The sequence below is a fragment of the Sphingomonas sp. BK235 genome, from assembly GCF_004345855.1.
Lineage (GTDB): Bacteria > Pseudomonadota > Alphaproteobacteria > Sphingomonadales > Sphingomonadaceae > Sphingomonas.
Genome location: NZ_SLXN01000005.1, coordinates 54,775 through 78,711, shown reverse-complemented (window position 1 = coordinate 78,711; position 23,937 = coordinate 54,775). Strand labels below are relative to the sequence as shown.

Annotated in this window: 26 protein-coding genes and 2 riboswitches; of the genes, 4 read left to right on the top strand and 22 right to left on the bottom strand. The window is 74.6% G+C overall.

Translation table 11 applies throughout. The annotated features are described in order from the left end of the window. Window positions 1-20: 20 nt before the first annotated feature. Window positions 21-926, top strand: a complete 906-nt coding sequence (locus EV292_RS14040) for a DMT family transporter (protein ID WP_132909864.1) — start codon at window positions 21-23, stop codon at window positions 924-926. A gap of 86 nt (window positions 927-1,012) precedes the next feature. Here EV292_RS14040 and gcvPB read toward each other — a convergent pair whose 3' ends face one another. The 4 genes from gcvPB to gcvT all read right to left on the bottom strand — a co-directional run bounded on the left by gcvPB (window position 1,013) and on the right by gcvT (window position 5,542). Further along, the gene (gcvPB, locus tag EV292_RS14035) at window positions 1,013-2,587 is read right to left on the bottom strand and encodes an aminomethyl-transferring glycine dehydrogenase subunit GcvPB (RefSeq protein WP_132909863.1); all 1,575 of its coding nucleotides are present in this window, start codon (window positions 2,585-2,587) and stop codon (window positions 1,013-1,015) included. Further along, window positions 2,584-3,942, bottom strand: coding sequence for an aminomethyl-transferring glycine dehydrogenase subunit GcvPA (gene gcvPA / locus EV292_RS14030; RefSeq protein ID WP_132909862.1), 1,359 nt, complete (start codon window positions 3,940-3,942; stop codon window positions 2,584-2,586). The genes gcvPB and gcvPA overlap by 4 nt, the downstream gene beginning before the upstream one ends. A gap of 66 nt (window positions 3,943-4,008) precedes the next feature. Then, on the bottom strand, window positions 4,009-4,380 hold the full coding sequence (gene gcvH, locus EV292_RS14025) for a glycine cleavage system protein GcvH (protein ID WP_132909861.1): 372 nt from the start codon (window positions 4,378-4,380) through the stop codon (window positions 4,009-4,011). A 1-nt stretch (window position 4,381) separates the two neighbouring features. Next, entirely contained in the window at window positions 4,382-5,542 is a 1,161-nt protein-coding gene (gcvT, locus tag EV292_RS14020; RefSeq protein WP_132909860.1) for a glycine cleavage system aminomethyltransferase GcvT, read from the bottom strand. 52 nt (window positions 5,543-5,594) lie between these two features. After that, window positions 5,595-5,706: riboswitch (glycine riboswitch) on the bottom strand. Next, window positions 5,707-5,809, bottom strand: a riboswitch (glycine riboswitch). A 150-nt stretch (window positions 5,810-5,959) separates the two neighbouring features. Here gcvT and EV292_RS14015 point away from each other — a divergent pair. After that, window positions 5,960-6,223, top strand: coding sequence for a hypothetical protein (locus EV292_RS14015; protein ID WP_132909859.1), 264 nt, complete (start codon window positions 5,960-5,962; stop codon window positions 6,221-6,223). Window positions 6,224-6,242: 19 nt separating this feature from the next. On the opposite strand, the gene EV292_RS14010 is transcribed toward EV292_RS14015, so the two are convergent. Next, window positions 6,243-7,577, bottom strand: a complete 1,335-nt coding sequence (locus EV292_RS14010; protein ID WP_132909858.1) for a dihydroorotase — start codon at window positions 7,575-7,577, stop codon at window positions 6,243-6,245. Window positions 7,578-7,631: 54 nt separating this feature from the next. Here EV292_RS14010 and EV292_RS14005 point away from each other — a divergent pair, with 54 nt between their 5' ends. Further along, window positions 7,632-8,372 (top strand): folate-binding protein YgfZ, encoded by a 741-nt coding sequence (locus tag EV292_RS14005; RefSeq protein ID WP_132909857.1) that lies wholly within the window; start codon window positions 7,632-7,634, stop codon window positions 8,370-8,372. A 267-nt stretch (window positions 8,373-8,639) separates the two neighbouring features. Here EV292_RS14005 and EV292_RS14000 read toward each other — a convergent pair whose 3' ends face one another. From EV292_RS14000 to EV292_RS13925, 17 genes are all read right to left on the bottom strand, one after another. Beyond that, entirely contained in the window at window positions 8,640-9,758 is a 1,119-nt protein-coding gene (locus tag EV292_RS14000; RefSeq protein ID WP_132909856.1) for an OmpA family protein, read from the bottom strand. Window positions 9,759-9,879: 121 nt separating this feature from the next. Then, a complete protein-coding gene (locus EV292_RS13995) occupies window positions 9,880-10,380 on the bottom strand; it encodes a DUF2793 domain-containing protein (protein ID WP_132909855.1) in 501 nt (166 codons plus the stop codon). A gap of 144 nt (window positions 10,381-10,524) precedes the next feature. Continuing rightward, complete coding sequence (locus EV292_RS13990) at window positions 10,525-12,621, bottom strand: phage tail protein (protein ID WP_132909854.1); 2,097 nt, start codon at window positions 12,619-12,621, stop codon at window positions 10,525-10,527. A 528-nt stretch (window positions 12,622-13,149) separates the two neighbouring features. After that, a complete protein-coding gene (locus EV292_RS13985) occupies window positions 13,150-13,551 on the bottom strand; it encodes a peptidoglycan endopeptidase (protein ID WP_132909853.1) in 402 nt (133 codons plus the stop codon). Then, window positions 13,548-14,375 (bottom strand): DUF2163 domain-containing protein, encoded by an 828-nt coding sequence (locus EV292_RS13980; protein WP_132909852.1) that lies wholly within the window; start codon window positions 14,373-14,375, stop codon window positions 13,548-13,550. Before EV292_RS13980 ends, EV292_RS13985 begins: the two co-directional genes overlap by 4 nt. Then, window positions 14,372-16,651 (bottom strand): DUF2460 domain-containing protein, encoded by a 2,280-nt coding sequence (locus EV292_RS13975; protein ID WP_132909851.1) that lies wholly within the window; start codon window positions 16,649-16,651, stop codon window positions 14,372-14,374. Before EV292_RS13975 ends, EV292_RS13980 begins: the two co-directional genes overlap by 4 nt. Then, a complete protein-coding gene (locus tag EV292_RS13970; RefSeq protein ID WP_132909850.1) occupies window positions 16,651-17,229 on the bottom strand; it encodes a tail tape measure protein in 579 nt (192 codons plus the stop codon). The genes EV292_RS13975 and EV292_RS13970 overlap by 1 nt, the downstream gene beginning before the upstream one ends. Then, the gene (locus EV292_RS13965) at window positions 17,222-17,449 is read right to left on the bottom strand and encodes a phage tail assembly chaperone (protein ID WP_132909849.1); all 228 of its coding nucleotides are present in this window, start codon (window positions 17,447-17,449) and stop codon (window positions 17,222-17,224) included. Before EV292_RS13965 ends, EV292_RS13970 begins: the two co-directional genes overlap by 8 nt. Then, window positions 17,446-17,790, bottom strand: coding sequence for a GTA-gp10 family protein (locus EV292_RS13960; protein WP_132909848.1), 345 nt, complete (start codon window positions 17,788-17,790; stop codon window positions 17,446-17,448). The genes EV292_RS13965 and EV292_RS13960 overlap by 4 nt, the downstream gene beginning before the upstream one ends. Next, window positions 17,787-18,188, bottom strand: coding sequence for a phage major tail protein, TP901-1 family (locus EV292_RS13955; protein ID WP_132909847.1), 402 nt, complete (start codon window positions 18,186-18,188; stop codon window positions 17,787-17,789). Before EV292_RS13955 ends, EV292_RS13960 begins: the two co-directional genes overlap by 4 nt. Window positions 18,189-18,316: 128 nt before the next feature. After that, complete coding sequence (locus EV292_RS13950; RefSeq protein WP_243693778.1) at window positions 18,317-18,721, bottom strand: DUF3168 domain-containing protein; 405 nt, start codon at window positions 18,719-18,721, stop codon at window positions 18,317-18,319. After that, window positions 18,709-18,897, bottom strand: coding sequence for a hypothetical protein (locus tag EV292_RS22680; protein ID WP_165927116.1), 189 nt, complete (start codon window positions 18,895-18,897; stop codon window positions 18,709-18,711). The genes EV292_RS13950 and EV292_RS22680 overlap by 13 nt, the downstream gene beginning before the upstream one ends. Then, entirely contained in the window at window positions 18,894-19,415 is a 522-nt protein-coding gene (locus EV292_RS13945; RefSeq protein ID WP_132909846.1) for a phage gp6-like head-tail connector protein, read from the bottom strand. Before EV292_RS13945 ends, EV292_RS22680 begins: the two co-directional genes overlap by 4 nt. 189 nt (window positions 19,416-19,604) lie before the next feature. Next, window positions 19,605-20,609, bottom strand: coding sequence for a phage major capsid protein (locus EV292_RS13940; protein ID WP_132909845.1), 1,005 nt, complete (start codon window positions 20,607-20,609; stop codon window positions 19,605-19,607). Window positions 20,610-20,856: 247 nt separating this feature from the next. After that, window positions 20,857-21,444, bottom strand: coding sequence for an HK97 family phage prohead protease (locus EV292_RS23455; RefSeq protein ID WP_347812595.1), 588 nt, complete (start codon window positions 21,442-21,444; stop codon window positions 20,857-20,859). Then, window positions 21,441-21,779 (bottom strand): DUF6127 family protein, encoded by a 339-nt coding sequence (locus EV292_RS13930; protein ID WP_132909844.1) that lies wholly within the window; start codon window positions 21,777-21,779, stop codon window positions 21,441-21,443. Before EV292_RS13930 ends, EV292_RS23455 begins: the two co-directional genes overlap by 4 nt. Next, window positions 21,776-22,861, bottom strand: a complete 1,086-nt coding sequence (locus EV292_RS13925) for a phage portal protein (RefSeq protein ID WP_132909843.1) — start codon at window positions 22,859-22,861, stop codon at window positions 21,776-21,778. The genes EV292_RS13930 and EV292_RS13925 overlap by 4 nt, the downstream gene beginning before the upstream one ends. Before the next feature lie 281 nt (window positions 22,862-23,142). On the opposite strand from EV292_RS13925, the gene EV292_RS13920 reads away from it, so the two are divergent. Continuing rightward, window positions 23,143-23,916 (top strand): NF038132 family protein, encoded by a 774-nt coding sequence (locus EV292_RS13920; protein ID WP_132909842.1) that lies wholly within the window; start codon window positions 23,143-23,145, stop codon window positions 23,914-23,916. Window positions 23,917-23,937: the final 21 nt, after the last annotated feature.

Below are 23,937 nucleotides of genomic sequence, written 5' to 3'. Positions count from 1 at the left end.
AATGCGGCTAAGGCACGCGGGTGGTTCCCGATCGCATCCTGCTCGCCGTCGCGCTGCGGCTCACCTCGGTGGCGCTGTTCGCGCTGATGAACACCTGCATCAAGCTCGCCGAGGCGGGCGGCGCGCACCTCGCCGAGATCCTGTTCTGGCGCCAGTGCGGCGCCGCCCTGCTCGTCACCGCGGTGGTATGGGTGGGGCCGGGCTTCGCGACGCTGCCGACGCGGCGCTTCGGCGCACATCTGGCGCGCGCGGTGGTGGGGCTGATCTCGATGGCCTTCACCTTCTACGCGCTCACCGTGCTGCCGCTGGCGGAAGCGACCACGATCGGTTTCTCGATGCCGATCTTCGCCACGGTCCTGGGCGCGCTGGTGCTCAAGGAGCCGACCGGATGGCGCCGCTGGGCGGCGGTAGCGGTGGGCTTCGCAGGGGTGGTGATCGTCGCGCAGCCGGGCGGGCATCAGGTGCCGCTCCACGGCGCGCTCAGCGGACTGGTCGCGGCGGTGCTGACCGCGGTGGTGACGATTCTGCTGCGCACGATCGGACGCACCGAGAAGCCGCTCACCACCGTCTTCTGGTTCTCGACGCTCTCGCTGGTGCCGCTCGGCATCGCCTATGCGATCTGGGCACAGCCGCACACGCCGTGGCTCTGGCTCGTGCTGGTGACGTGCGGCCTGTTCGGCGGCGCGGCGCAGGTGGCGATGACGGGCTCGCTGAGCTTCGGCCCGGTGTCGGCGGTGGTGCCGATGGATTACACGTCGCTGCTGTGGGCGACCTTGCTCGGCTGGCTGGTGTTCGACCATCTGCCCGATCGCGCGACCTGGGTCGGCGCGCCGGTGATCGTCGCCGCGGGGCTGTACATCGTCTGGCGCGAGCACGTCCGTCGCCGCGAGGAGACGCGCCAGGCGATGGCACAGGGCATCGGGTGAGACGCCGCGGCACGAACGGAGCGGGGCAGTCTCCGTTCGTGCCGGGGAGGGGCTGAGCGTGTCGAAGCCCGGCCGCGACGTGCCGGCTATTCCGCCGCCTGCGCCTCGGCCGCGGTCGGCTTCCACACCAGCACCGGCTTGCGCGCCGCCAGCGTCTCGTCGAGCCGCGCGCGCGGGGCGAAATGCGGCGCGGTCTTGAGCGCGGCGTCGCCCGCCTTGGCGCGCTCCGCCACCGAGCGCAGCGCGCCGATGAACTGGTCCAGCGCCGCCTTGCTCTCGGTCTCGGTCGGCTCCACCAGCATGGCGCCGTGGACGACCAGCGGGAAATACATGGTCATCGGGTGATAGCCCTCGTCGATCAGCGCCTTGGCGATGTCGATCGTGGAGAAGCCCGGCGCCAGACCGCGGTCGGAGAAGATCGCCTCGTGCATGCACGGCCCCGAGCCGGCGAACGGCGCGTCGAGCGTGTCCTCCAGCCGGCGCAGCACGTAATTGGCGTTGAGCACCGCATCCTCGGCGACCTGGCGCAGCCCGTCGGCGCCGTGGCTGAGGATATAGGTCAGCGCGCGCGTGAACATCCCCATCTGGCCGTGGAAGGCGACCATGCGGCCGAAGCTGTCGGCGTGATGCTCCTCGGCATTCTCCTCCTCGACCAGACGGAACTGGTCGCCGTCGCGCTCGACGAAGGGCAGCGGCGCGAACGGGGTCAGCGCCTCGGAGAACACCACCGGCCCCGAGCCCGGCCCGCCGCCGCCATGCGGGGTGGAGAAGGTCTTGTGCAGGTTGATGTGCATCGCGTCGACGCCGAGGTCGCCCGGGCGCACCCGGCCGACGATCGCGTTGAAATTGGCGCCGTCGCAATAGACGTAGCCGCCCGCCGCATGGACCGCGTCCGAGATCGCCTTGAGGTCGCGCTCGAACAGGCCGCAGGTGTTGGGGTTGGTGATCATCACCCCGGCCACGTCCGGTCCCAGCCGCGCGGTGAGCGCCGCGGTGTCGACGCGCCCCTCGGCGGTGGCGGGGATGTCCTCCACGCTGAAGCCCGCGAAGGCCGCGGTGGCGGGGTTGGTGCCGTGCGCCGATTCGGGGACGAGGATCACCTTGCGATGCCCCTCGCCGCGCTTCGCCAGCGCCGCCTTGATCGCGAGGATACCGCACAATTCGCCGTGCGCGCCGGCCTTGGGGCTCATCGCCACCGAGTGCATGCCGGTGAGCGTGACCAGCCAGTGCGCGAGCTGGTGGATCACCGCCAGCGCGCCCTGCACCGTGTCGATCGGCTGGAGCGGGTGGACGTCGGCGAAGCCCGGCAACCGCGCCATCTTCTCGTTGAGCCGCGGGTTGTGCTTCATCGTGCACGAGCCGAGCGGGAAGAGGCCGAGGTCGATCGCGTAATTCTGCCGGCTGAGGCGGGTGTAATGGCGCACCGTCTCGGGCTCCGACAGGCCGGGCAGCCCGATCGGATCCTTGCGGCTGAGGCCGCCCAGCCGCGAGCCCGCGACATCGCCCGCGGCGAAGTCGACGCCGGTGGTCTGGTCGTCGCCGATCTCGAAGATCAGCGGCTCCTCCAGCATCAGCGCCTTGTTGCCGGTGAAGGTCGCGCCCGCCGCGTCGCCGCGGTCCGCCGGCGCGGTCGGCTTCCAGCCGCTCTGGTTGATCGTCATGCCAGCACCTCCGTCAGCGCCGTCGCCAGCGCCTCGATATCCTCGTCGGTCACCGTCTCGGTCACCGCCACCACCAGCCCGTTCGCCAGCGCCGGCTCGCCCGGGTAGAGCCGCCCGAGCGACACGCCCGCGAGCACGCCGCGCTCCGCCAGCGTGCGCACCACCGGGCGCGCCTCCTGCCCGAGGTCGAGCGTGAACTCGTTGAAGAAGGCGTCATTGACCACGCGCACGCCGGGCACCTGCGCGAGCCGGTCGGCGGCGCGGCACGCCATCGCGTGGTTGATCCCGGCGAGCCGGCGCAGCCCCGCCTCGCCCAGCAGGGTCATGTGGATCGAGAAGGCCAGCGCACACAGCCCCGAGTTGGTGCAGATGTTGCTGGTGGCCTTCTCGCGGCGGATATGCTGCTCGCGCGTCGACAGCGTCAGCACGAAGCCGCGGCGCCCGTCGGCGTCGACCGTCTCGCCGCACAGCCGGCCGGGCATCTGGCGGACGTACTTGTCCTTGCAGCCGAACAGCCCGACATACGGCCCGCCGAACTGGAGCCCGACGCCGAGCGACTGGCCCTCGCCGACGACGATGTCGGCGCCCATCTCGCCCGGCGCGCGCAGCGCCCCCAGCGCGACCGGCTCGGTCACCACCGCGATCAGCAGCGCCTTGTTCGCCTGGCATGCCTCGGCGAGCGGCGTCAGGTCGGCGACGCGCCCGAGGATGTCGGGATATTGCACGACGACGCACGACGTGTCGGCGTCGATCGCGGCGATCAGCTGGTCGACGTCGGTCTCGGCGCTCAGCGCGGGCGCGCCGGTCTCGAGCAGGTCGCCGGTGTAGCGTGCCATGGTCTTGGCGACCGACACGTAATGCGGGTGCAGCCCGGACGAGAGCAGCGCCTTGCCGCGCCGCGTGATCCGCCGCGCCATGCCGATCGCCTCCCAGCAGGCGGTCGAGCCGTCGTACATGCTGGCATTGGCCACGTCGGTCCCGAGCAGGCGCGCGACCTGCGTCTGGAACTCGAACAGCATCTGCAGCGTGCCCTGCGCGATCTCGGGCTGATAGGGCGTGTAGGCGGTGAGGAACTCGCCGCGCTGGATCAGATGATCGACCGAGGCGGGCACGTGGTGGCGATAGGCGCCGGCGCCGAGGAAGAAGGGCACCTCGCCCGCGACGGTGTTCCTGCGCGCCAGCGCGGTCATGTGGCGCTCGACCGCCAGCTCGCTGGCGTGGAGCGGCAGGTCGCGCACCGGACCGTCGAGCCGCGCGGACTCGGGCACGTCGACGAACAGCTCGTCGATCGAGGAAGCGCCGATCACCGCGAGCATGTCGCTGCGGTCGGCCGGCGTGAGGGGAAGGTAGCGCATGATCTGGTCTCTCCCGCCTCCCCTCAGGGAGGGGTTCCGCCCCTCCCGCGCGGGAGGGGCGTCACATCACAATTTGGCGACGAAGGCGGCGTAGGCGGTCTCGTCCATCAGCGTCTCGAGCTCGCTCGGGTCGCTGAGCGTCAGCTTGAAGAACCAGCCCTCGCCCTCCGGGTCCGAGTTGACCAGCGACGGCTCGTCGGCGAGCGCGGGATTGCCCTCGGTCACCGTGCCCGACACCGGCGCATAGACGTCCGACGCTGCCTTGACGCTCTCGACCACCGCGGCCTCGTCGCCCTTGCTCAGGCTACGGCCCGAGTCCGGCGCCTCGACGAAGACGATGTCGCCGAGCTGGCCCTGCGCATAGTCGCTGATGCCGACCGTGCCGGTCTGGCCCTCGACCTCGATCCACTCGTGGTCCTCGGTGAAATAGCGGCTCATCTCACTTCACTCCTCGGAAGTAACGGTGGGGAACGAACGGCATCGCGGTGACCGTCGCGCGGTGCGGCTTGCCGCGCTGCGACAGCGTCACGCCGGTGCCGGGGGCGGCGAGTGCCGCGGGAACATAGGCCATCGCGATCGGCGCCCCGACGCTCGGCGCGAAGCCGCCGCTGGTGACGCGGCCGATGGTGGCGCCGCTGGCGTCGACCACGGTGGCGCCCTCGCGCACCGGCTGGCGCCCCTCGACGAGCAGCCCGACGCGGCGCAGCGCCGGCCCGCCCTCGCGCTCGGCGAGCACGCGCGCGGCGCCGGGGAAGTCGGCGGCCTCGCGGCGGCGCTTGGCCAGTGCGAAGCCGAGGTCGGCCATCACCGGCGTGGTGGTGGGATCGAGGTCATGGCCGTAGAGCGGCAGCCCCGCCTCCAGCCGCAGCGAGTCGCGCGCGCCGAGGCCGATCGGCTTGATCTCGGGCTGCGCGACGAGCGCGTCGGCCAGCGCCACCGCCGCCTCGGCCGGCACCGAGATCTCGACGCCATCCTCGCCGGTATAGCCCGAGCGGCTGATCCACAGCTTGTGGCCCTGCCAGTCGAACGCGCCCGCCTGCATGAACACCAAAGCATCGACGCCGGGGATCAGCCGCGCCACCGCGACGACCGCCTCCGGCCCCTGCACCGCGAGCAGCGCATGCTCCTCCATCAGGTTGAGCGTGATGTCGTCGGGCAGCCGCTCGATCATATGCGCGACGTCGTCATACTTGGTCGCGCCGTTGACGACCATATAGACGCGGTCCTCGCCCTGCGGCGTCAGCATCAGGTCGTCGAGCACGCCGCCCTGATCGTCGAGCAGCAGCGAGTAGCGCGCCTTGTTGCGCGGCGCGTCGCTGATCGCCGCGGGCATCAGCGCCTCGAGCGCGGTCGCGACGTTCGGCCCGGTAATGCCGAGCTGGCCCATATGGCTGACGTCGAACAGCCCGGCATGCTCGCGCGTCCACAGATGCTCGGCCATGATGCCCTCATATTGGACGGGCATGTGATAGCCGGCGAACTCGACCATGCGCGCGCCGCGCTGGCGGTGCCAGGCGTCGAGCGGCAGCGTGAGGATCTCGATCGGTTCGAGCTCGTCGTCGATCGGGAGGTCGGTCGATGGGGGAACGGAGTCGCTCATCATCATGTCCGTACGTGCGAGGGCGAATCGCGCCGGTCGCCCGGCCTGATCCGTTTCCCCCTCTGTCACGGGACCTGAGAGCTTTCCCCGCGCACGCGCGGGTTACCCCTTCGGTGGGAGGCGCCTGCCCGAGGCATGCGCCGCCGCTTTCCAGAGTGTCGATACAGGCCGGCGCGGTCCCTGCTGCCTGAGAGATTCCGGGGTGGTTGCTCCTTCGGCGGCGGTTCCGGGCCTGCAAGGCCCGCCGCACTCTCCCGCGCCTGCCCATGCCGGTCGCCCGGCATCGACGTGTCGCCGCTCTACGGCAAGCGCGGCGCGAGTCAATCGCGTTCGCGGCGCGCCGCGCCGGCCCGGTGGCGAGGCGCGGAGCCGCGCGGCGTGCGGGACGTTGACCGCGCAGGAGAAAAGGAGCCACGCATGGACACCGCCACCTCGCCCGCCGTCGACCGGATCGCGCGGGTGCTCGCCGGCCAGCATCTCAGCGCCAACGGCCATGGCGAGTCCGAATCCGCCTCGGCGCAGGTCGCCGCGACCTGGCGGGACTATCGCGACGACGCGATCGCGGTGCTCCACACGCTGCGCGCGCCCAGCCCCGCGATGGCGGCGGCGGGCGACGTCGCGATCTGGGAGCGGATGGTGCTCGCCGCGATCGAGGAGGCCAGGCCCGGCATCGTCATGTGACCCGCCGCCGCGGCGCGGGTCAGCGCGTGCCCGGGAACTCGCTGGCCTCGAAGCGCAGCGGCTGGCCCTGCGGCGCGGTGCCGAGCTCGTCCTCCCACATCGCCACCTCGCCGCGGATGATCGTGCCGATCGGCTTGCCGGTCAGTTCCATGCCGGTGAAGGGCGACCAGCCCGCGCGCGACGCCAGCCACTCGTCCCCGATCGTCCAGCGCTTGCGCAGATCGACCACCGTGAAGTCGGCGTCATAGCCGCGCGCGATCCGCCCCTTGCCGACCAGCCCGAAGATGCGCTGCGCACCCGCGCTGGTCAGCTCGATCACGCGCTGGAGCGACAGCCGGCCGTTGGCGGCATGGTCGAGCAGCAGCGGCAGCAAGGTCTGCACGCCGGGCATGCCGCTCGGGCTCGCCGGATATTCCTTGCCTTTCTCCTCCAGCGTGTGCGGCGCGTGATCCGAGCCGATCACGTCGGGCACGCCCTGGTTGAGCCAATGCCACAGCCCGTCGCGATGCGCGCCCGAGCGGATCGGCGGGTTCATCTGCGCCAGCGTGCCGAGCCGCGGATAGGCTTCCTCGCCCGCCAGCGTGAGATGCTGCGGCGTCACTTCGCAGGTCGCGATGTCCTTGTTGCGCCCGAGCAGTTCGAGCTCGGCCGGCGTGGTGACGTGGAGCACGTGGATGCGCCGCCGCGCCGCGCGCGCCAGCCGCAGGATGCGGGTGGTCGCCAGCATCGCGCTCTCGTCGTCGCGCCACACCGGGTGCGATGAGGGATCACCCGCGATGCGCTCGCCGGCGCGCGCGTTCATGCGGTCCTCGTCCTCGGCGTGGATCGCGACTCGGCGGACGCCGTGCGCCAGCACCTCGGCGAGGCGCGAATCCTCGCTCACCAGCAGGTCGCCGGTGGAGGCGCCCATGAAGATCTTCACCCCCGCGGTGCCGGGCAGCCGCTCCAGCTCCGCCAGCTCGCGCGCATTGTGGTTGGTGGCGCCGACGTAGAAGGCGTGGTCGCACCACATCCGCCCCTGCGCGCGCGCCAGCTTGTCGGCGATCGCCTCGGCCGAGTCGGTGTTGGGCTTGGTGTTGGGCATCTCGAACACCGCCACGACGCCGCCGCGCACCGCGGCCTCGCTGCCGCTCGCGAGATCCTCCTTATGCTCCAGCCCGGGCTCGCGGAAATGCACCTGGGTGTCGATCACGCCGGGCAGGATGTCGAGCCCGGTGCAGTCGATCCGCCGCCCCGCGTCGCCGCTCGCACCGATCGCGATGATGCGGCCGTCGCTCACGCCCACGTCGGCCCGCACCGGGCCGCCGGGCGTGTGGACGGTGCCGCCGCTCAGCAGGAGATCGTAGCTCGCCATGGTCCGTCCTTTCCGGGTCTTTCACCGTGTGTGGCGCCTCCCTACCTTGCCGGCATGAGCGATACCAGACCGGCCACCCTGCTCGCCGACCGCGCGCTGCTGCGGCTCTCCGGCGACGACCCGCGCGGCTTCCTGCAAGGGCTCGTCACCAACGACATGGCGGGCGCGCTGCCGTGCTGGGCGGGGCTGCTGTCGCCGCAGGGCAAGGCTTTGTTCGACTTCCTCGTCTGGGCCGACGGCGCCGACCTGCTGCTCGACGTCGAGCGCGACGCGCGCGACGCGCTGGCGCGGCGGCTGACGATGTACCGGCTGCGCCGCGCGATCACGATCGCGCCGGAGGAGACGCGCGCGGTCCATTGGTCGCCGGAGCGGCCCGCGGACGTCGACGCGGTGCACGACCCGCGGCTCGCCGCGCTGGGCTGGCGCTGGCTCGCGCCGGTCGACGGCGGCGACGCCTCGACGCGATGGCGCGCGCATCGCCTGGCGCTCGGCGTGGCGGAGGGCCGCGCCGAGCTGGGCGACGGCGAGACGCTGTGGCTCGAGGCGAACGCGCGCGAGCTGGGCGGGGTGAGCTTCACCAAGGGCTGCTATGTCGGGCAGGAGAATACCGCGCGGATGCACCATCGCAGCAAGGTCAACCGCCGGCTGGTGGTGGCGCCGCTCGCCGCGGAGGAGGCGAAGGCGCGCGCGCTCTATCCGGAACTGGGGCTGATGGTGACGCTGCGCCGCGTCGAGGCGCTCGGCGACGCGCGGCGGCCGGCGTGGCTGGACGCGGCGCTGGCGGCGGAGGGGTGAGCGCGGCGGCGGCGGGCGGGTAAGCGCGCGCGGTGAAGGGACGACGTCTCCACCGTCATCCCGGCCTCGCGCCGGAATCCATTCTGCCGCCAGAGTAACGCCGGCGGTGCGCGCCGCACCATGGATCCCGGGTCAACCCGGGATGACGGGCGAGGCAAGACGTCTCCGCGACGCTGAAGCTCCCAGAACCAGCCTCAACTCACCCCAAAAAGAAAGGGAGGCCGGCTCGCGCCGACCTCCCCGTCTCGTTCGCCGTAGCGATCGACCTTACTGGCCCGCACCCGGACCGTAGGTGATCTCCACGCGGCGGTTCTGCACCTCGCGGACACCGTCGGCGGTGTCGACGCGCGGGCGGCTCTCGCCGAACGCCTCGGTGCTGATCACGGTCTCCGGGATCGCCTTCGAGGTCAGGTACGCCTTGACCGAGTCCGCGCGGCGCTGCGACAGCCCCACGTTGTACTTGGCCGAACCCGAGCGGTCGGCGTGACCCGCCAGCATGACCTGCGCGTTCTGGCAGTTCTGATACTGGGTGACGGCGTTGTCGAGGATCGACGCGGCCTCCGGGGTGATGTCCGACTTGTCCCACTCGAAGAACACGATGAACGGACCCGGCGAGCAGACCACCTCGGGCGGCGGCGGCGGCGGCGGGGGCGGAGGCGGCGGCGGCGGCGGCGGCGGCGGCGGCGGAGCAGCCTCCTCCGGTGCGCCGAAGTTGTAGGTCACGCCGCCGAGCAGGCTGTGCGACCGGAACCGGCCCTCGTACCCGCTGCCACGCGCGTCGAACAGCTCGACGTTGTCCGCGTTGAAGAAGCGATACTTCAGCGAGACGTCGAGGTGGTCGCTGAGCGGCGCGCGGATACCCGCGAGCGCCTGCCAGGCGAACACCGTGTCCGAGTCGTCGATCAGCGTGTACGAATTGGTCGGGTTCAGGCGCGCCTGGACCCGCGCCACGCCGGCGCCGCCGCCGACGAAGCCCTGCAGGCCGTCGTCCTCGCCGAAGTCGAGCAGGCCGTTGACCATGAAGCTCAGCGCCGAGGTACGGCCGCCGACGTCATAGGTGCCCGCCGGCAGCTGGCCGGTGCCGCTGATCGGCACGCCCGCGGTGGTCCGGAAGCTGTCGGCCGTCGCGCGGCGATAGCCGACCTCGGTCTCCAGGCGGAACGCGCCGAAGTCGTAACCGATGATGCCGTCGACGTCCCAACCGTAATCATGGTCGGTCGTGCCGGTGCCGGTCAGCGAGGTGGTGGCGCCGCGGATATCCCAATCGATATCCTCGACGATCATCGCGCCGCCCTCAACGCCGACATACCACGCCTTGTCGCGCGCGAGCGCGGGCGTGGCGAGGGCGGTGGAGGCAAGCGCCATGATCATGGCAAGCTTACGCATCATAATCCCCTTTCCATGGTGTCACTACGGACAGCGCAAACTCACTATCGGCATGTTGGTTTCCGAACAAGCTGACAAATCGTCGGCGCTGTTGCGCGAAAGCCACAGATGCCGGCGTGGCTCAGCCCGCGATCAGGCCGTGCGCGCGAAGCACCGCCAGCACTTGCGCGAGGCACGCGCGCGCCGCGCCGTCGCCCTCGCCTTGCCCCGGATCGGCGATCGCCGCCGCGCGCGCGCCGATCACCTGTTGCCCGCCGACCAGCACGCGCGCGGCGCGCACCACGCCGCTCTCCCAGCTTCCGGCGACGCGCGCGACGCCGAGCTGGCGCGCCCGGTCCCACGCCGTCATCCCGTCGCGCGGCGGCAGGAAGCACCAGCCCGCGCCGGTCCAGCCCGCCAGCGCGCCGGCCTGCCCGCCCCACGCGCCCTGCGGCGCGGCGCCGACGATCCAGCATTGCCCCGGCAGCGGCGCGTCCGGCGGCACGTCGATCCCGACCGCCTCCACCGCCGCCCCGATCGCGAGGTCGATCAGCGCGAGCGCCTCGTTGTGCGTCTCCTCCTTCTGCGCCTGCCCGGTCACCAGCAGCGGCAGCCGCAGCCGCGCGCTCGTCTCGTCGTCCATGTCGTCGCTCCGATGATGAAGGGAGTGCCGCGCCGGCCCGGCCGCCGCGGGCGACCGGCGCGCCCAGCCCGATCGCCGCGCGCCCGGCGCTAAAGCGACGGCGCGAGCGCGTCCGCGTCGCCGCCGCGCGCCCGGCAGGCGCTGTCACAGCGCCAGCTCCGCCGCGCGCGACAGCGCGAACGTGCCCTGTTGCCGAACCGCCACGCGGCGCACGTCATGGCCCGGCGGCAGCAGCAGCCGCGGCACCGTCACCGTCACCGTGCGCGCGTCATCGAGCGCCACGCGATAGATCTCCCGCTCCTCGCCCAGCGGCACTGGCGCGACGCCCGCGTCCCAGTCCCAGCCGTAGCGGCTGCGCCGCGTCCACCGCAGCGAGGTGCCGCCGTCCGGCGTGGCGCTGGCGCGCAGATGCACCGGCGCGGGCGGCGCGAGCGAGGCGCCGTCGAGCGTCACGCGCGCGGCCACCGGTGCGGCGTCGCCCGCCGCCGCCGCGAGCACGCGCACCGCCTCGCCGACCCGCGCGCCCGGCAGCGCCAGCGTCACCGCCCGCGCGCGCTCGACCAGCACGAAGCGCGTTCCCGCGGCATGCGCCGCCGCCGCGCTGCCGCGCCGCGCGCGCGCCAGCCGCGTCAGCCGCCAGCGACAGGGCGCGAGTTGCACCGCCTGCGCGAACTGGATCAGCTCGTCGCCGAGCAGCGCCAGGTTCGCGCCGCGATCCAGCGCGCGCGGCGGACAGGATTCGAGCGTCATCGCGTCATGTGCGAGCAGCAGCTCGATCGCGCCGCCGCGATCCACCAGCGTCGCGGGCGCGTGCGCCAGCGGCGCGACCAGCACCCCCATCGTCGCCGCGGGCGCGCTGTCGCCGACGTCGTCCCACGAGGCGCCCTCGTCGCGGCTCAGCAGCAGCGCGGCCCGCCGCCAGCCCGGTGCGCTGCCCGCGGCGAACAAGGTCACGGTCGCGCCCGCGGGCGGCGCGTCGTCGAGCGGCGGCAGCTCCGCCACGACGATCGCGGTCGTGCCCGGCGGCAGGTCGGGCGCGCGCCGCGCCGCCCCCGCGTCGCCCGCCGCCGCGACCGCGGGCGCGCGGTCGAGCGCGGCCAGCTCCAGCGTCACCGCGTGGCGTTCGAAGCGCGTGCGCGCGACGCGCCACGCCGCCGCCTCGTCCGCGAGCCGCACCGCGTCGCCCGGGCGCACGTCGAGCGCGCGCGCGTCGCACGTCACGGTGCGCGTGACGCGCGCGGCGACGGCGCGGCGCAACGTGTCGCGCGCCAGCGTCGCGGCGCGCCCGGCGCCCAGCACCGCGGGCAGTTCCATCATGTCCTCGCGCCAGCCCGCGCCCTCGCGCCGCGCGCGCTGCGCGCCGAGCTGATGGTCGCGCGCGGGGTCGTAATGCGCCACCGTCACCACGCGCGGCACGGTCTCGATCGGGCGGCGCAGCGCGGTGCGCGCGACCGGATCGTCGATCACGCGCGCCGCGCCGCAGCGGTCCGCCAGCGCGACTCCGCCGGGCACCGCGACGAACCAGCCGCCGCACAGTGCCGCCAGCGGCTGGAGCGCGCCCGCGACGCTGTCGCCCGCGGCGGCATAACCGTCGACGGTGGCGTCCGGGCCGGCGCCGACGATCGCACCCGCGCCGATCGCGCGCGCGACGTCGCCGACGCGCACCGGCGCCGCGTCCGCGATCACCTCGAACGACAGCGCGGGCAGGCGATGGCCGAACGGGGCGAGCGGCAGCTGCTCGAACACCGCGTAGGCGATGCCGCGAAAGGCGGGCGCGTCGCGCTCGAGCGCGGCGATCAGCGGGTCGGGCGGCTGGTCCTCGGCGCCGCGGTGGAGGCGGAAGCCGGTGGCACATTTCCAGTCGCCCGCGGCGCCGCGGAGCAGCTGCCCGTCGGCCCAGATCCGCGCGACATCGACGATCGCGCGCGCCGACAGCGCCACCGCGAAAGAGACCGCATAGCTCTCGCCCGCGCCGCCCGCCTTGCCGTGCGCGCGATGGTGCGTCGCGACCGGCTCGGTCGACCAGATGACCGTGCCGCCGACGCGCGTGGTGCCGAACAGCAGCGGCAGCGGCGCGGCATAGGAGGCGTCGGGCACGCGCAGGTCCGACAGCCGCGGCCCGGCGCGGCGGCGCGGGGCGAAGAGCGCGCGGTCGATCTGATGCCCGATCACGCCGCCGATCGCGCGCCCGATCGGCCCGCCAACCGCGCGGCCCAGGGTGGAGAGGACGAGCGTGGCCATGACTGCCTCCGGTGCTTGTGGGAGCGAGGGCGGGGAAAGCACGTCGGGGGCGGCCTAGGCGGTCGCCCCGGTTGCGCATCCGGACCCAAAGGTTCCAAGGTCGCGCTGGAGTCTGATCCACCCCGCATGACCCCGTGCTCCTGCGTCCGCAGGAGCACTCCGCTGGTTCAAAATGGGTGGAACACAGGCTCGCCGCTCGCCCCACCGTCATCCCGGGCTCGACCCGGGATCCATGGTGCCGCGAGGAACACCGGCGTTGCGCTCGCGGAGGTATGGATCCCGGCTCGAGGCCGGGATGACGGTGAGGGGCTGTCCGTCATGGCGGTGGATAATCCGCTTGCGGATCGGCGACAGCTGAGACCAGCCAGCCGCCAGCCGCTTTTGAGTCCGGACCCATGGATCCCGGCGCAAGCCTGTCCTGAGCCACGCCGCAGGCGGCGTCGAAGGGGCCGGGACGACGAGTGTGGCCGCCGCGGCCATCCAGCTCGGGCCACGCCACCGACGCGCAGCGAGCGCCCCCAACGGCGCTCACCCGTCCCACCGCCACGCCGCGAGCAGCGGCCAGGGCGCGGCGCCGGGGCGTTCCACCACGCGCCCCGCCGCGGCGTCGGCGTGGATGATGCCGCGCTCGCTGCGCACCGCCAGGTGGAGCTGTGCCGCCGACACGCGCAGCAGCAGCACGTCGCCGGGTCGCGCGCCGTCGCAGCCGCGCCAGCCCGGCGGCAGCACCGGCCGCGGCATCTCGCCGCAGCGCAGCCGGTACGCGCCCGGCAAGGCCAAGGGCGCTCCCGCGCGCGCCGCCGCCACCGCCACCACCCCGACGCAGTCGAGCCCCAGCGCGGGGTCGCGCCCCTGCGCGCGGAACCGCGCCCCCACGACCGCGCGCGCGCCAGCGACCAGCCGCGCCCCCGGCGCCGCGCCCGCGCTCATCCGGCCGGGTAGCGCGTCAGCAGGTCGGTGCCCGGCACGAACGGCTCGCCGCGGAAGTTCACCGCATTGCCGAAGCGCCGCGCGCAGGTGGCGAGCCGCTTGTCGCAGCCCTCCACCAGCTCCACCAGCGTCCCCGCCGCCACCGGGTGCGGCGGCGGCTCGGCCAGCGTCACGGTCGCGCCCGCCGAGGCCAGCAGCGCGACGCGCGACCCCGCGGCGGCGCCGTCGCACCAGCGCAGCGTGCCGCCGCCATAAGCGCCCGACTCGGGCTCGGCCATGTCCAGCGTCACCACCTCCCCCGCGCTCGCGACCACGCGCGCGTAGCGCCGCCGCCCCGCCATCATCACGCGGCAGCGCGCGTCGCCCAGCGCGGCGCGGCAGGTCGGCGAGGTCGTCTCCACCGCGGGCCGGTCGAGCCGCGCCTGCTCGCCGAGCCACTCGGCGGTGAAATCATGCTCGCGCACGCTCACCGCCCCGATCCGCCCGCTGCCCAGCAGCCGCGCGGGTGCGGCGGGATCGCTCCAGTCGACCGCGAGGCACACCAGCCGCGCGCCGTCCCAGCGTCCGTCGGCGAGGTCGCGCGCCGCGATCGCGGCGGCGGTGAGCGCGCCGCTGGCCTCCATCGTATCGGCGTCGAGCCCTTCCCCCAGCGTCACCGCCGAGGGCGTCAGCCCCGGCGCGGCGCGATACACCAGCGCGTCGGCGAGGTCGCCCTCCGGCGGCACCACCACCAGGTCGCGGTCGTGCGACGTCAGCGCCAGCGTCACCCCGTCGCGCCGCTCGAGCCGCCAGCACAGCGCCAGCGCGATCACCCGGTCGCTCATGCCTCGCGCAGCTCCACCAGCGGCACGCTCGCCGCGCTGCCCGCCAGATAGGTGGCGCGCGCGACGCTGAGCCGGTCCTCGGCGAAGCGCACCGGCACGTCGAAGTCGAAGGACGCGGTCACCGCCGCGCCCGCGGCGGGCGCCTCGTCGAACGTCACCAGCCCGAGCGGCCCGAGCGCGAAGGTCGCGCGCTCCACGCCCGCGACGCGCAGGCGCAGCGTCCCCGCCACCGGGCGCGTGATCCGGCGCGTCGCCGCGTCATAGCGCGTCACCAGCGCGAAGGTCCGCGTCGCGCCGTCGCCGGTGCCGATCGGGACGTCGCGCGCCTGCCAGTCGAACGGGTCGCGCAGCCGGAAGCCGCGCGCCGGTCCCTGGCGCGCGCGGAAGAAGGCGAGCAGCGCCGCGATATCGGCCTCGCTGCGCACCCCCGGGCCGACGTCGTAGCGCGTGCGCGCCTCGGCCCATTCGACGCAGCGCGTCTCGTGCCCGCCCGCGCTCACCGTCACCGCGGTGGAGAAGCCCGGCACCACCTCCGCCTCGCGCCCGAGCGCGAGCGGGAACAGCACGTCGTCGAACGCCTCCACCGCATCCTCCCCCTGCCAATAGACCAGCCCGTCGCGCAGCAGCTGCGGCAGCGCCCAGAGATAGCGCGCCGCCACCCCGCGCCGCGCCGCCGCGCCCGCCGCGGCGACGATCGCGCCCCAGCCCGCGCGCGCCGCGGCGTCGCGCACGAAGCCCGCCAGATATTCCTGCCGCGCGGGCGGATAGCCGAGCAGCGCGGTGGCCAGCGCGACGCCGTGCGCGCTCGCCGCGGTGTCGCCCGCGGTGACCCAGGCGTAATCCTCGAGCTGGAGCACGTCGAACGCGGGCGCCGCCCAGTCCGCCGGGAGGTTGAGCCGCCGCGCCCCCGGCATCGCGGGATCGAGCACGGTCGGCAGATAGACCAGCAGATAGGTGACGCACGCGGGCCAGTCGCCGCGCACCGCCGCCACCAGCGCGGCGGTGGCGCGCGCCAGCGCCGCCGCGGCGCGGTCGAGCGTCGCGCGCTGATCCGCGGCGGGGACGGCGCGCAGCGACGCGATCGCGACCGGCTGGAGCGCGGCGCGCGCGCTCGCGTCGTACAGGCACGGGCGCGCGTCGGCGGTGATCCACCACCACGGCTCGCCGACCTGGAAGCGCGGCACCAGCCCCGCGCCCGCGCCGATCGCGACGAAGGCGCGCGCCACCGCCTGGAGATAGTCCATCGCCCCCGCATGCGTCGGCGACAGCAGGGTGGAGGGCGGATCCCAGCCGGTCAACGCCGGGCTGTCGTCGGCGGCGCGCTGCTTCCAATCGTCCCAGCAATGCTGGTCGAGCAGCTCGAACGACACCGACCAGATCAGGTCATAGCCGAGCCGCGCCGCGCGCCGCGCCAGATCGGCGTGCCACGCCGCGCAGGGGGCGTTGAGCGTGCCGCCGCGGCGGCTCACCAGCCAGCGCGTCCGCTCGCCCGCCGCCACCGCCTCGAGCCGGAAATAATGGCTCATCCCGACAAAATGGTCGATCGCGCCGCGATAGCCGAGCTGGAGCGCGTTGCGCAGCAGCCGCGCCGGGGTGAGGTGGTAATGGTCGTCATACCCGCTCGCGACGCGCAGGTCGTGCGCGGGCAGCATCACGTCGCCGATCGCCAGCACCGCGCCCACCCCGTCGACGCGGATCGCGCTCAGCTCGGCCCAGCCCTCGGCGGGGGCGTCGAGCGCGCCCGTGCCGCGATCATAGCCGGGCGCGACGAGCGACACGAACAGCCGGTCGACGTCGCCCGCCCAGACCGGGTCGCGCTCGCCCGGCAGCGCGAAGCCGCCGTCGAGCGCGGCGAAGTCGAGCGTCACCGCGGCATCCTCGGGCGCGCCCGCGGCATAGTTCCACAGCCGCACGTACCAGGCGCGCGCGCGGCCCGCGGCGTCGCGCCCCTCGATCGTCAGCGTCGGCCCGTCGACCTGGTCGAGCGCGCGCACCCCGGCCGAGCGCCAGCGGAACGACAGGGTGCAGCCGCGATAGTCGCGCGCGGTGTCATAGCCGAGCAGCGGATGATCGTGGCGGTCGACGCTCTCCCAGATGATCCCGGCGAGATCGTCGCGGCGATAGAACACCGCGTCGACGCGCAGCACGTCGGGCGCGGGGTTGGTCGCCGCCGCCATCATCGGGCGCGGGAAGTTGACCGTCCAGAAGCGCGGGTCGAAGCGCGTGAGCACGTCGGCCTCCTGTTCGTCGCGGCCGCGCGCGAGCCAGAAGGGCATCACTCGGCCTCCTCCAGCGCGGCGCGGACCGCGCGCGCCACCTGCCGCGCGGACCGTTCCAGCGCGCGCGGCGCCTCGCCCGCCGCGGCATGGACCGAGATGGCGAGATGGAGCGCGCCGCGCGCACCCACGCCCCGCGCGCCGTTGCCGCCGTCGCTGCCGTCCGCACCGGGGAGAGCGCCGCCCGGCCCCGGCCAGCGCGGCGGCGCCCCCGCGTCCGCGCCGCGGCCGCCCGACGCGTGCGCGTGCCGGTGCCCCGACAGGCCGAGCAGCCCGCCGAGCAGAGCGGTGAGCATCCCGCCCGCGACGCCGCCGCCCACGACGCTGCGCACGCCGTCGCGCAGCGCCGCGCGCGCTACCGCGTCCATCGCCGAGAGCGCGACGCCGCGCAGCTCGTCGAAGCCGATCTTGCCGCGGCGTACCGCCTCGCCCAGCGCCTGTTCCAGCCCGCGCGCGGCGCGGGTCGCGCCCGTGGCGAGCGGCCCTTCGATCTGGCCGCGCATCGTCTCGACGTCGCGCGCGAAGCCCGCGGTGTCGGCGCGCACGCCGATCACCAGCCGCTCGATCTCCTCATCCATCGGGGAACATCTCCTGCAGGCGGCGGCGCAGCGCCGCATCGGGGGGCGGGGCGTCGCCGGGGGCGAGCGCCGCACCCAGCGCGGCCAGCTCGGCGGGGGTGGCGCGCCAGAAGTCGTCGGGCCGCCATCCCAGCGCGAGCGTGGCCAGTCCGGCGAGCCGCGTCGCGGCGGCGGCGAAGCACGCCGCCTCGGGCACGGCGGGCGGGGGCGCGGCGCTCATCGCCCCGCCAGCACCTGGCGGAGCAGCGCGTGGAGCGCGGGGGTGGCGGCGGCGAGCCCGCCCGCGACCAGCGCCTCGCCGAGCGCGTCGCGCGTCAGCGCCGGCGGCGCGTCGTGGCGGCAATGCCAGAACAGCGCCGCCAGCTCGGCGAGCGCGAGCTGCCCCGCCGCGGCGCGCTCGACCAGCGCGAACAGCGGCCCCAGCTCCTGCTCGGCGGCGACCAGCGCGGCGAAGCTGGGGCGCAGCACCAGGGTCTCGCCCGCGACGCGGATCGCCGCCTCGCCCCGCGCAGGATTGGCGGGCGCGGGATGGGCGGGCGCGGAGTGCGCGGCAGCGCTCATGCCGCCACCACCGCGCCCGAGCTCTCCAGCGCCAGCGTATAGCTGCGCTCGCCGTTGTAATCGCCGGCGTAGTCGAGCTTGGTGACGAGGAAGCGCCCTTGCATCGCCTCGCCGCTCTCGAAGGTGAGCCGATAATCGTCGAGCGTCCCGGCGAGCGCGCTGGCGCGCAGGCGCGCCTCGGCGGCGGAGCCGGTGAAGATCCCCGCGGCGGCGACGCTGACCGAGCGCACGCCCGCGCCCGAGAGCAGTTCGCGCCACCCGCCCGAGTCCTTGTTGGTGATGGCGACCGCCTCGCCGTTGACGCTGAGCTGGGTGGTGCGCAGCCCCGCGACGGTACGGTAACCGCCGCCGCCGTCCGCGACCTTGAGCAGGAACGCGCTGCCTCTCTCCGCTGCCATGTCGGTTCTCCTGGTTGATGAGGGTGGAAAGGGGGCGCCGCCGGGCGGGCCGCGCGCGCTGTCGACCTGGTGGTTCGAGGTGGGGTGACAAAATCCTCTCCGGCACTGGGAGGATCTCGGTCACGGCGTCACCCCGACCGCAGCATCCGCACGCGGACGTCGACCAGCGCGCTCCAGCGCGCCGGCGCCTCCGCCACCAGCGCGAGCCGCACCGGCGCGACGCTCACCACCTGCCACGCCCCCGCCGCCGCGGGCAGCGCGAGCAGCGCCGCCTCCGCCGCCGCGGCCAGCCGCTCGGCGCGCGCGCCGCTCTCGCCCTCGTCGCGGATCGTCACGCCGAGCCGCAGCTCGCGCCCGTCGTGCGTCTTGCTGCCCCAGTCGGTCGCCGCCAGCTCGCGCAGCAGTGCGTAGGGGACCGCCGCGCGCGGCGGCGGACCGTCGAACACGCGCGTCACGCCGATGTCGCGCAGCGCCGCCAGCGCGGCCGCGCGCAGCGCCGCGTTGGCGCTCTCCGCCGCGCTCACGGGCGCCACCAGCCAAGCCGCGGGTCGGCGAGCCAGCGGCGCACCAGCCCGCGCGCGCTCACCGCCACGCCCTCCGCCACCGGCTCGACCCGCGCGCCGGGCAGCAGCGCCGCCAGCCGCGCCGCCACGCGTGCGCGGACCCGGTCGACCCGGCGCGCCGCGATCCGCTCCACCGCGGCGCTCACGCATGCGCTCCGGCGAGCAGCCGCAGCGCGCGATGCGGTCGCCACAGCGCGCTCACCGCGGCGGGCAGCGGCGCGGCGGCGCCGCGGTCGGCGAACAGATAGGCCGCGAGCAACACCACACCGTGGCGCAGCGCGGGCGGCAGCGCGCCCCAATCGGCGGCGGTCCCGGCGGTGACGGTCAGCTCGGCGGCGCGCGCGGTGCGGACCCAGCCGGTGGCGTCGCCGTCGATGTCGAGCGCGACCGCGGCGTCGGCGGGGGCGAGCAGCTGGCGCACCGGGCGCGCGGGCAGCGGCTGCCAACGCGCCGCGCCCGGCACCGCGACGACCAGCGCGCGCACGATCAGGACCTCGCCGAGGAACAGCTCGGCGGCGCCGAGCGCGGTCTCGATCAGCGCGACGGCGAGCGCGTCGTCGTCGGTGGCGGCGGCGCGCAGCTCGGCACGCAGCGCGGCGAGCGCGGCGGCGCGGTCGGCGGCGCCCAGCGCCACCGCGCCGGGCGCGCCGCTGAGGATCGGCATGACGGGTCTCCTGATGTTTGTTGGGCGGGGCGTCCGCCATGCGGCCGATCCTCCCCTGCAAGGGGAGGTGGCGCGCGTAGCGCGACGGAGGGGTGTCGCCATCGGTGCGGGCCCATAACCTCACTACCGGCGCCACCCCTCCGTCAGGCCTGCGGCCTGCCACCCCCCTTGCGGGGAGGATCTAGCCCCTCACTTCTCCGCGAACTTCAGCAGCTTGATCGCATCGCTGTCAGCGACGCAGCCCGCGACGCGGCGGGTCGCGTAGAAGGTGACGAACGGCTTGTTGCTGTACGGGTCGCGCAGCACCGCGGTCTCGCCGCGATCCGCGATCAGATAGCCCAGCCGGAAGTTGCCGAACGCCAGCGCGGGGCTGTCAGGCGCGACGTCGGGCATGTCCTCCGCCTCCACCACCGGATAGCCGAGCAGGGTGGCGGGCTGCGCCGCCGCCAGCCCGGGCTGCCACAGGAACTGGCCGTCGCGCGTCTTCACCTTGCGCACCCGCGCCGCGGTGGCCGCGTTCATCACGAAGCACGCCCCCTGGCGATAGGGCGCGCGCAGCGCCTGGACCAGATCGATCAGCCGCTCCGCCGGATCCCCCGCGAAATCGCCCGCCGCGCCGCTGGGCAGATATTGCAGCGTCCCGAACGCGCGCCGCCCGTCGGGCGCGGCACCGAGCGGCGCGCGCAGGAAGCCGCGCGGCCGCCCCTCCCCGCTGCCGTCGACGAAGGCCGCGCCCTCGGCCTTGGCGAACTCGGTCGCGATCTCGGCGGCGAGCCACGCCTCCGCGTCGAACAGCGCGTCGTCGAGCATCGCCTGGCTCGCGCTCGGATTGGCGTAGAGCTCGCCCCCGGGCGGGACCAGCTCGTGGAAGGTCGGCGTCGCGGTGACGGGGCGCGGGTCGGTCTCCCCCGCCCAGCCGGACGGCGTGCCGCCGCTGGTGATCAGCTTGCGATAGCCCGCGCTGCCGACCTGCACCACGTTGGCGATGGCACGGATCGGGCTGAGGCCGACGAGCTGCGCGTCGATCCTGTCGTCGAGCTGGGTCGGGATCGCCACCCCGCCCCCCTCGCCGGTGGTGCCGGTGAAGGCCTTGGTCTCCAGCGTGGCGCCGCTGCGGATGTAGCGCGCGAAGCCGGCGTCGCGCTCGGGCCGCGCGCCCTCCAGCAGCGGGCGCGCGTCGACGGTGTCGGTCATGGTCGGTCTCCTTCGGTGAAAGGGTGAGGGGGGGGGCAGCCGGGGCCGCGCTCGCGCGCCGCGTGGAGGAAGGTTCACGCGAAGACGCGACGACGCGAAGAAGAAGGGTTGTTCACGCGGAGGCGCGGAGGCGCGGAGAGGGGTCGAGCGCGGCAGCGCTCCCTCGTGTCACCGCGGTGCGGGCGCGCGACGGTTGCCGCCGTGACCCTCCGCGCCTCCGCGCCTCCGCGCGAGCATCCTGCTGGCGCTACGCGCCGTGACGCTCGGCGCCCGCGCGTGGCCATCGTCGCATCTTCGCGCTGCGGTTCATGTCCTCGAACAAGCGATGTGCTCCGGCGTCCACCGGAACACGATCCAGCCCGGCGCGATCCGGCGCCAGCACCCGTTCCCGGAGCGCGCCCGCTTCGCGTCCTCGCGTCTTCGCGTGAACCTCCTGATCGACCGTCGACACCGGCGGCTCGTCCGCCCACCAGTCGACCAGCGCCCCGGGCTGCATCGGCACCGCCACCAGGCTGACCTCGACCAGCTCGGCCGCGACGATCGCGCGGTGCGCGCCCTGGCGCACGCGGCGCGCGCGATACGCCACCGAGAAGCCCGGCAGCGCGCCGCCCCGCACCGCGCGCGCCACCGCGGCGTCGTCGACCCGCGCCTCCACCAGCAGCCCGCGCGCGTCCGCCGCGATCAGGCGCAGCACGCCCACCGCGCCGCCGCGATGCTGGCACAGCAGCGGCACCGGCCGGACCGGGTCGAACACGCCCGCGCGCAGCACGTCGCCGGCGCGGTCGACCCGGTCCCACAGCGCGGCATAGCCGCCGCAGCCCAGCCCGCCGCTCACTTGCCGTCCCCGCCGAGGTCCACCCCCAGCCGCATCGCCAACCCGAGCAGCAGCAGCGCCCCCAGCGTCCGCGTCACCCAGCCCAGCAGCGCGCGCCACATCGAGCGCTTGGCCGCGCGCCAGCTCTGCAGCAGCTCGCGCAGCGCGGCGACGTCGCCCGCCGCGCCGGCGTCCGCCAGCCCCAGCCGGGTCAGCGCGCGCGTCGCGCCCAGCTCGCCCGCCTGCTCCGCCACCGCGCGCAGCGTCGCGGGGTCCGCGCCCTCCGCGGCGAGCTGCGCGAGCAGCTGCGCCAGCACCGCGGCGCTGCTCTCGCCCGCGTCGCGCGGCGCGGTCATTGCCAGTCCACCATGACGCGCTTCTCCTCCGCGGTGATGAAGTCGGCGGCGGCGACCATCCGCCACAACCGCTCGCGATCCTCCGCCAGCGCGGGGACGCGATCGAGGTCGACGCGCAGCACCGCGTCGCCGCACCAGCGCGCCAGCCCCGCGCGCAGCCCGCCCAGGATCGCCTCGGCGAGTGGCAGCACGGTGAGCCGCCACAGCGCGCGATTGGCCTCGGCGTAATTGGCGTGGGTCGAATCCCCCGGCAGCCCGAGCAGCATCGGCGGCACCCCGAAGGCGAGCGCGATCTCGCGCGCCGCCGCGGCCTTGGTGCCCGCGAAGTCCATGTCGGCGGGGGTGAGGCTGAGCGGCTGCCACGTCAGCCCGCCCTCCAGCAGCAGCGGCCGGCCCGCGTTGCTCGCGCCCGCGAAGCCCGCGTCCATCTCGTCGCGCAGCCGGCGGAACTGGTCGGGCGACAGCGTGGCGCCGTCACGCGCGTCATAGACCAGCGCGCCCGAGGGCCGCGCCGCATTGTCGAGCAGCGCCTTGCTCCAGCTCGCCGCGGCATTGTGGATCGCCACCGCGGGGGCGGCCGCGGCGAGGCAGCCCAGCCCGTAATGATCGTCGAGCGGGTGGTAGCGGCGCAGGTGGATCACCGCCTCGGGCGCGAGCCGGGCGGCCCGCGCGGCGACGCGATAGACATAAGCGGCGGGCCAGCCGTCCGCATCGGGCTCGACGCTGACCCGCTCGGGGCGCAGCGGGTAGAGCGCGGCGGGCGTTCCCTCGCCGTCGCGCAGCGGCTGGACGAAGGCGTTGCCGTGGAGCAGCAGCTGCGCCGCCACCGTCTCAAGCAGCCCGGGCGCGGCGACGAGCGCGCGCAGCGCGGGATCGGGGCAGTCGAGCGGCGCGCTGGCGACGCTCTCGGCGACGAGCCGCACCGCGCGCTGCGCGATGGCGTTGCCGAGATAGGCGGCGCGCACCTGCGCCTCATAGCCCTGCGGCCAGGCGGCGGGCGGCAGCCCCACCGCGACGCCCGCGCGCGCCAGCGCCGGCCGCGCCGCCGCGACGGCGGGCGGGTCTTTCCTGAACCAGGCCATGGGAGCATCCTTTCGCTCGATCGAAGGGTGGCGGTGGAGCGGCATCCCCGCCCCGAGGTCGCCCGGCCGCGCGCGGTGGCGCGGCCGCGCCGACACCCGTTCCATTCCTTACAGTTGCGCAACATTGTAAATGTTGCCGTTACCAACCCACCCCCGCGCGATGGTACAAATCGACGCGACGAGAGGTGGCGCGACCGCAGCGGGGCGGCGCGACGCCGGTGCCCGCGCCGGAACGCGCCGGACGGGCCGCGTCACGCAAGCGAAGAGTGGGAGGGAATCATATGCTGAAGTCATTCGCCTGCGCGGCGGCACTCGCCGTCGCGTCCTACGCCATGCCCGCCGCGGCCGACACCTGCACGGGCACCTGCGGCACCGCCGCGCCCAACGGCGTGGTCACCGCGCCGCCGGCCTATGGCCCGTCGTACCAATATGTCTCCACCGTCAACGGCGTCGACGGCGCCGGCCGGATCGGCACGCTGGGCACGAACGGGTCGCAGCTCGTCACCAGCGCGTTCACCGCCGCGGCGGGCGACGCGCTCAATTTCTACTTCAACTACGTCACCAGCGACGGCAGCGGCCAATACACCGATTATTCCTTCGCCGAGCTGCTCAAGGACGGCGCGCACGCCGCCTGGCTGTTCACCGCGCGCACCACGCCCAACGGCAACACCAGCCCCGGCTTCGGCCTCCCCGCCAACGATTCGGTGCTGACGCCGAGCAGCTCCGCGATCGTCGCCGGCGCGCCGGCCTGGTCCGCGCTGGGTGACTCGACCGGCCGCTGCTTCTCGTCGGGCTGCGGCTATACCGGCTGGATCGGCTCGAACTATTCGATCGCCACGGCGGGATCGTACCAGCTCCGCCTCGGCGTCACCAACGTCAACGACGACGCCTATCAGTCGGGCCTCGCCTTCGCGGGGATCACGATCAACAACGCCCCGATCGGCAGCGTGCCCGAGCCCGGCACCTGGGCGCTGATGATCCTGGGCTTCGGTGCGGTCGGCCAGGCGCTGCGGTCGCGCCGCCGCGACGCGCAGCGCAGCGCGCGCCTCGCCTGATCCGGTGCGACGACGCGTCGG